The sequence below is a fragment of the Spirulina subsalsa CS-330 genome (assembly GCF_028330765.1).
Taxonomy (GTDB): Bacteria; Cyanobacteriota; Cyanobacteriia; order Cyanobacteriales; family Spirulinaceae; genus Spirulina; species Spirulina subsalsa_A.
On record NZ_JAQMTY010000082.1, the window covers coordinates 23548 to 30887 of the forward strand.

The 7340-nt window shown below is 59.7% G+C and carries 5 protein-coding genes; 4 read left to right on the forward strand and 1 reads right to left on the reverse strand.

The window, feature by feature from the left end; translation table 11 throughout:
- From PN477_RS05565 to rsmI, 4 genes are read left to right on the forward strand one after another with little or no spacing between them, the layout of a single operon-like run.
- A complete protein-coding gene (locus PN477_RS05565) occupies positions 1-2715 on the forward strand; it encodes a hypothetical protein (RefSeq protein WP_272121351.1) in 2715 nt (904 codons plus the stop codon).
- A 17-nt stretch (positions 2716-2732) separates the two neighbouring features.
- Positions 2733-4148: a pentapeptide repeat-containing protein gene (locus PN477_RS05570; protein ID WP_272121350.1), complete on the forward strand. Its 1416-nt coding sequence runs from the start codon at positions 2733-2735 to the stop codon at positions 4146-4148.
- Between the two features lie 29 nt (positions 4149-4177).
- On the forward strand, positions 4178-5857 hold the full coding sequence (locus PN477_RS05575; protein WP_272121349.1) for a tetratricopeptide repeat protein: 1680 nt from the start codon (positions 4178-4180) through the stop codon (positions 5855-5857).
- Positions 5854-6693, forward strand: coding sequence for a 16S rRNA (cytidine(1402)-2'-O)-methyltransferase (rsmI, locus tag PN477_RS05580; protein ID WP_272121348.1), 840 nt, complete (start codon positions 5854-5856; stop codon positions 6691-6693). Before PN477_RS05575 ends, rsmI begins: the two co-directional genes overlap by 4 nt.
- A gap of 158 nt (positions 6694-6851) precedes the next feature.
- Here rsmI and PN477_RS05585 read toward each other — a convergent pair.
- The coding region (locus tag PN477_RS05585) for a HEAT repeat domain-containing protein (RefSeq protein WP_272147059.1) at positions 6852-7340 on the reverse strand (489 nt) is incomplete at its 5' end.

Below are 7340 nucleotides of genomic sequence, written 5' to 3' on the forward strand. Positions count from 1 at the left end.
ATGACCATGGAAGACCTGACCGAGACGCGGCGGAATCATCTTAATGCGATTGGGGGCCCTTTTGGGATTATCCTCAATCCTTCCGGGGATATTGTGGCCATGGCAGGCGGCAGTTGTACCTTGAGTGTGACGCTGATCAATGAAGGGGGCCGTAATCCCTTGGTCAATGTCATGATTGACGAAACCTCCCAACCGGTACGGCAATGGTGCCTCAATCCGGAACAGCGTTTGGCCCTGGGCGATCGCCAAAGCAGCGAGATCATCTTTGATATTCAACTCCCCCTCACCATCGCGCCGGGCTATTACCCCTACGTCCTCGTCATCGATGCCCCCGATCACTACCCCGAAGATACCCCGATTCTGATCGACGGACGCATCCAAGTGCAGCCCTACGTCCAGGAAGTCCACCTCGCTAGTGATCCCACCTTTCTGATTCAGCCCTCCACCTCCGCGATCCAGCCGGTTCCCCTCCAACCCGGCCAGAGTCTAGAGGTGCTGATCTTGGTGCAAAATCGTTCCGATCGCGTCGATCGCTTTCGCCTTGTCTGTCCGGATCTCGACCCATCGTGGTACGAGATTGAATATGAAGAGGGTGTGTCCGTGGGGGGCATCATCACCACCGAAAGCAGCCTAGAACTCAACCCCAATGATCAGGGGGAAATTCGCTTGATCATTACACCGTCATCCGACACCAAGGCGGGGGTCTATGCACCGACGATCTACATCCGCTCGGTCAATCAACCGGATTTAGCCCTCCTCGATGTGATCTATTTCCGGGTGTTGCCGGTGTATCTGCTCACCACTGAGTTAGTGGTGATTGTGGGCAATATCAGCAGAATGAATGGGCAATATCTGCTGTTCCTCAGTAATGAAGGCAACACCGATCGCACCATTCGCACCCAGATCAGCAGTGTCAAAGATGAGGCGGTCTGCACCTTCACCCTGTCACCGGAACAGGTCTTTCTGCCGCCGGGCGGGTCAGCGGCGATCACCCTAGAAATTGCACCGAAATACCGCTGGAAACAGCCGTTTTATGGACGGGTGATTGATTTTGCCCTGGAGCTTGAAGACCTCAATGAGCATCCCCTGCTCAACGATCGCTTTGCCGGAACGTTGGTGTGGGATGGTCGGCCCTGGTGGCAATTTTTATTGGTGATCCTGACGGGGTTGGGGCTGTTGGGGGTTTTGATTTTTACGATTTGGCTGCTCTTACCCCGGCCGCCGCGATCGCCCAATATTCTCGACTTCTATCCCCAACGCAACTACTACAGCGAAGAAGACAACAAAGCTGTGCGCCTCAACTGGCAGATTGCCAACCCCGAACGCTTGATGACGATCCAAGTCGAAGGAGCGTCCCCCGATGGGTTAATTCTTAGCCGCGCCGTCACCTACAACTTCACCGAGGGGATTCCGGAAGCCCTCACGGACTACTGCACCCTAGCAGAAGTCCTGCTCTGCGCCAATGTGCCCACCGATGCCCGCGCCGCCGGTGACTATATTTTTGAATTGACCGCGACCCCCATTCCCCAACGGCGACGGAGCTTACTGAGTCGGATCTGGCGCACCACCCTCCAGGCCGCCAAAGAGCAAACCAACGTCATCCGCATTACCGGCATTCCCATTCCCCGTGTTATCCAGTTTGGGGCGACGGCGACGAACTATACAGCGATCGCCCAATCCCCAACCCGTCCGGACACATCGCCCGACGACCCCCCGGCGGAGAGTCCCATTAACTTCAGAACCCCGATCTTCAGCATTCAACCCCCCCACAATGCCAACGGCGACCCCAACGTCGTCGTCAATCCCCCGGAACCCGCCACTCCCGCCGCCCGTCAACCCGATCAACCCGATGATCCGCCGCCGCCCTTCGATGGCATCCGGCTCAATTGGTCGATTACCGCTCCCCGCTACATTAAAGAACTCCGCCTCGTGGGTCGTGATGGGGAAGGCGTACCCGTGACGGACGTGATCACCTACGATTTTCGAGACGGCATCCCCGCCGCCCTCGCGGATGTCTGTGGGTTCACCACGCCCCCCCCCGATCCCGCTGTCCCCAATCAACCCGCCGCCGCTCAATTAGTCTGCCAATCCGTCCCCACCGCCGTTCGCAGGCCGGGAACCTACACCTTTGAACTCACCGTCATTTCCACCCAACCCACCCCAGAACCCCCCCAACCCACGGTGACCGATCCGATTCAAGTCCTCGCCGCTCCGATTACGATTGCCGCCTTGACGATCAACGGTGAAGAAGCGCTGCCGAAATATGTGCTGGCGTTGCGGGCCGGTCAGCCGCTCCTCCTCACGATTGGGTGGGAGGTGATCGGCAGTGAAGATATTACCGTCGAACTTTTGCCCTCGCCGGGCAGTGTGCCCAATGTGGGGGCGATCGCCTATCCCCTCAGTCAGGAGCCGGGCACAGAGGTGATTACCCTCCAGGCCACCAATGGGGCGGGGGATGCGGTGAGTCGTACCGTCACTATTGAAAAAACCTTGGTCGAAGCGGCTCCCGGTGAATTGCCTGGCGCACCGGGCGCACCGGCGGCAGCACCCGCGCCGGGAGCGCCCCCGGCTGCACCGGGCGCACCGGGTGGGGGCCCGCCCGCACCACCGTCCGATGAAGCGCCGCCCCTGCCCACACCCCGAACGGGTTCGCCGCCCGTCCCCCCCGGTCGGAATGCGCCACCGCCGTCGGAACTGCCCCCCACCCTATATTGAGGAGCCTGGAGTCCCCTATGTTGCGCCGCTTGCGATCGCTGTTTTTGTTTAGCCTCACTGCCCTGCTGATCCTGTTTTGCCACAGTGCCGCCAGTTGGGCCTATAAAAAATCCCACCTCGCCCAGGTGATCGACACGAAAAGCTGTATTGGCTGTGATCTGCGATCGGCTCCCTTGGGGGGGCGGGATCTGCGGGGCGGTGATTTGGAAGATGCGGATCTGCGCCAAGCCGATTTTAAAGGGGCCAAGCTCGAAGGCATTAACCTCTTGGGGGCGAATCTGTTGAGGGCTGATTTCCGCAATTCCAACCTGGGGGCGGCCAACTTGACAGGGGCAGATCTGACCGAGGCCCTGCTGCCGGGGGTGTATATGTACCGGGCGGATCTGGAAAATGCCACCCTTGACCGGGCGGACTTAGAGCGGGTGAATCTGACCGGTGGGAATTTGCAATCCGTGGATGCGATCGCCACCAACCTCGAAGACAGCACCCTAAAAAACACCGACCTAACCCGCGCCAACCTCCCCCAAGCCAGCTTAATCAACGCCAATCTCGAAGGAGCCAACGCCACCGGAGCCAACTTTGTCGAAGCCGATCTCAGCAACGCCACCTTCAAAGATGCCACCCTCAACGGCGCATTCTTCGGACAAGCCACCCTCTTTCGCACCAATCTCAAAGGCTCCACGATCAACAGTGAAACCGTCCTCGACAGTAAACATCTTTTAATTTGGGAACTGGTGAACGATCGCATCCTCGGCCGCGATTTGGCCCGCGTCGATCTTAGCGGCGCAAATCTAGAAGGGATCAACTTGGTCGGGGCTGATCTCACCGCCACCGACTTTTCTGCGGCCTATCTCTTCATCGTCAACGCCCAAGCCGCCCAAGCCCCCGAATCCCAATGGCCCGGAACCTCCCTCAACTACGTGGACTTGCAAAATGCAGCATTACAAACTAGCAACTTTTTCGGCGCGGAAATTCGCAACTCGGATCTGCGCGGAGCGAATCTGCGGGACAGTGATTTGGGCAATGTCCGCTTCACCGCCACGGATTTGCGGGGGGCAAAACTGGAACTCGTGAACCTGCGGGGGGTGAACTTTGAACCCGGAACCTTGGTGGATGCGAAATGGCAAACGGTGGCGGATTTGGTCAGTCGCGGGGCAGAAGGTCGTAGCGTCCAAGACCTGGATCTGAGTGAGGCGAATCTCGCGGGGATGAACTTTCGCGGTGCGCTCCTCAATCGATCCAATTTGCGCGGGGCGAATCTCCAAGGGGCAGATTTCACCAATGCCCGCCTCACGGATGTGGATTTAACCGGAGCGGATTGGCAGGGGGCTGTGTTGAAGAATACCTTTGTCTGTCGGACGCGCTTACCGGACGGTGCGGAAACGCCTTGTGGGATGCGGACGTTGACGATTCCCATTGAGGAGGCACAGTAAAACTATTAAGACGCATGAGGAGAGGGACGATGAGAGCACGCTATGATTTGGGGCTTGGTGTGGTGGCGATCGCACTTCAGGGGATGACCCTCATCGGGATCGCCCTCCCCACGAATGCCCAAGAAAAGCTTGTGGACTTTGACTATTGGGCCAGCCTCTGCCAGACCCTGCGCGTCTCAGCGGACTACGAAGGCGCGATCGCAGCCTGCGATCAGGCCGTGGGACTCTTTCCCGAAGACCCCGAAGCCTGGAACGATCGCGGCGATGTCCTCTTTGCCCTGAATCGCTTTCCCGAAGCCCTCGTGTCCTATGAACAGGCCCTGCGCCAAAACCCGACGGACTCCCTGATTTTGGCCAAACGCTGCGCCACCCTGACGGCCCTGAACCGCAACGATGATGCGATTACCGCCTGTGAAAATGGGCTAGAAATTGATGGGGATTGGCGGGACGAAACCCCAGCGATCGCTTGGTATCATCGCGGCGTTGCCCTCAGTCAGTCCGGGAAAATCGCCGAAGCCCTGGAATCCTACGATTGGGCCCTCCGCAGTGACCCCGCCTATTCCCCCGCCCTCGCGGGCCGCTGCCTCGCCCTCGGCCAGCTCAAGCGTTTTGAATCCGCCCTCGCCGCCTGCGATCAATCCCTCCAAGCCAATCGCTGGGGCACGGAAAGCCCGGCCCTGGGGTGGCTGCATCGGGGGCGCGTCTTAGCGGCAATGGGGCAATTACAAGGGGCCCTCGATGCCTATAACGATGCCCTCGCCCTTGACCCGGACAATGAGCGGGCTTGGACAGAGCAGGGGGTCGTGTTGGGGCGTTTGGGACGGCAGACGGAATCCCTCGCGTCCCACGATTGGGCCCTGGGCATTGCCGAAAACTATGCCTACGCGCTGACGAATAAATGCACGAGCATGAATCGGTTGGGGCAATATGAAGAGGCGTTGGCGGTGTGTGACCAAGCCTTGCAGGCGGGCGATCGCCAATGGGGTGAAGACGGCCCCGCCCTGGCCTGGAATCAACGGGGCAACTCCCTCGCCGGTCTTGCCCGGTACGAAGAAGCCCTCGCCTCCGTCAATCGCGCTATCTCCCTCCGAGCCGACTACACCGAGGCTTGGATTAACCGTGCCGTGATCCTCTGGCTGTTGCAACGCTATCCCGATGCCCTCGCCGCCACTCAATACGCCGTCCAACTCGATCCCCAATCCTCCCGCGCCTGGTACAACCAAGGGCGGATTTTAGTCTCCCTGGAATCCTTCGGGGAGGCCGCCGCCGCCTATCGCGCTGCCTTGGTGGGGGATGTGGCCCTTGGGGGGCAACCACAGGCCGAAGATATTTGGGTGAACCTGAGCGCGGTGCTGTGGCGGTTGGGGAATTATGGGGAAGCCATTAGTGCGGCGGATGCGGCGATCGCCCTCGACCCGGAATCTGCCCTCGGCTGGTACAACAAAGCCCTCGCCCTGATGTCGAGCCGTCAATACGATGCCGCCATTGATGCCTATCAGCAAGCCCTCCAGTTCAACCCCAGTGATGCGAATCTCTGGGCGGGGATTGGCATTACCTGGCGACTGTTGGGGCAATATCCCGAAGCGATGGTGGCCCTCCAAAAAGCCCTCGAATTAAATCCCGACCACGACGCAGCCCAAGCCAATCTTGAGGCCGTCATGGAGGCGATCGCCACCGAGCAAAATCAAGCCACCACGCCCTCACCATGACCGGAACCCTCTACCTTGTCGGCACACCCATCGGCAACCTCGATGACATGACCTTCCGGGCGGTGACCACCCTGCAAAGCGTGGACTGTATCGCCGCCGAAGACACCCGCCACACCGGCAAACTCCTCAAACATTTTCAGATCACCACCCCCCAAATCAGCTACCACGAACACAACCGCCACCACCGCACCCCAGAATTAATCGCACGGCTCCAAGGCGGAGAGGCGATCGCCCTTGTCAGTGATGCCGGGATGCCGGGTATTTCCGATCCGGGCTATGAATTGGTGGCGGCCTGTGTGGCGGCCCAGCTTCCCGTCGTGCCGATTCCGGGGGTGACGGCGGCGATCACGGCGTTGGCGGTGTCGGGGTTGCCCACGGATCAGTTTGTGTTTGCGGGTTTTTTACCCAGTAAGTCCAAGGCGCGGCGCGATCGCCTTGCTGCGATCGCCGGCGAACCCCGCACCCTGATTTTCTACGAATCCCCCCATCGTCTCCTCGCCACCCTAACGGAGATGGCGCAGAGTTTCGGCGCAGATCGCGAGGTAGCGATCGCCCGTGAACTCACCAAGCTCCATGAAGAATTTTGGCGCGGCTCGGTCAAGGGTGCGATCGTTCAGTTTGAAACCCATCCCCCCCGTGGAGAATTCACCCTGATCGTCGCCGGAGCCACCCCCACCCCCCTCCCCAGCACCGACACCGAACTCACCGCCGAACTCCACGACCTGATCACCCAAGGCATGACCCCCTCCCAAGCCAGCCGCCACCTCGCCCACCTCACCCACCACCCCCGCCGCCACCTCTACCAACTCGCCCTCACATTGAAGAAACCCGAATGAAGACTCATTGCTCACACGAAATCCGGATCAGAGCCTTTGATTAGGACAGGCAAGGGGCTTAAGCCCCTTGTTAGGACAGGCAAGGGGCTTAAGCCCCTTGTTCCAGAGTCTCTGAATGTTCTAACCGCTCTGGCTCGTGCTATATCTGCGAATAACGGTTAATCTTTCGGGGGGGTGCGGATTTGGCCGAGTTGTCTGAGGGCCCATTTGGCGGTGGCTTGGACATCGGGGTCGGGGTCGTCGGTGGCGCAGTAGATCAGTTGACTGAGTTGGGCGATGAGTTCATACATGCGGGTGAGATCGCGGATGGCGTTTTTGCGCACTTGGGCGTTGTCGTCTTGGAGGGAGAGGGCGAGGGCGCGGTTCATGGGTTTGAGGGTGCGCACGCCGATTTGGGAGAGGGCTTCGAGGACGAGGCTTTGCTGCTGGGAATCGGATTCGAGGAGGAGATTCACCAAGGGTTGAACGGCTCGCGAATCGGCGCGTTGGGCGAGGTTCCAGATCACTTGCCGACGTTTTTCGCCGCTGCTGGTTTGTAAATCCCGAATTAATTCTTCGACTACGTCGGCTTTGGGAAGGCTGGAGGTGGAGATGGGGAGGGAGGAGCGCGGCTGGTAATGGCGGGGGGCGGCGATGTTGGGGAGGAC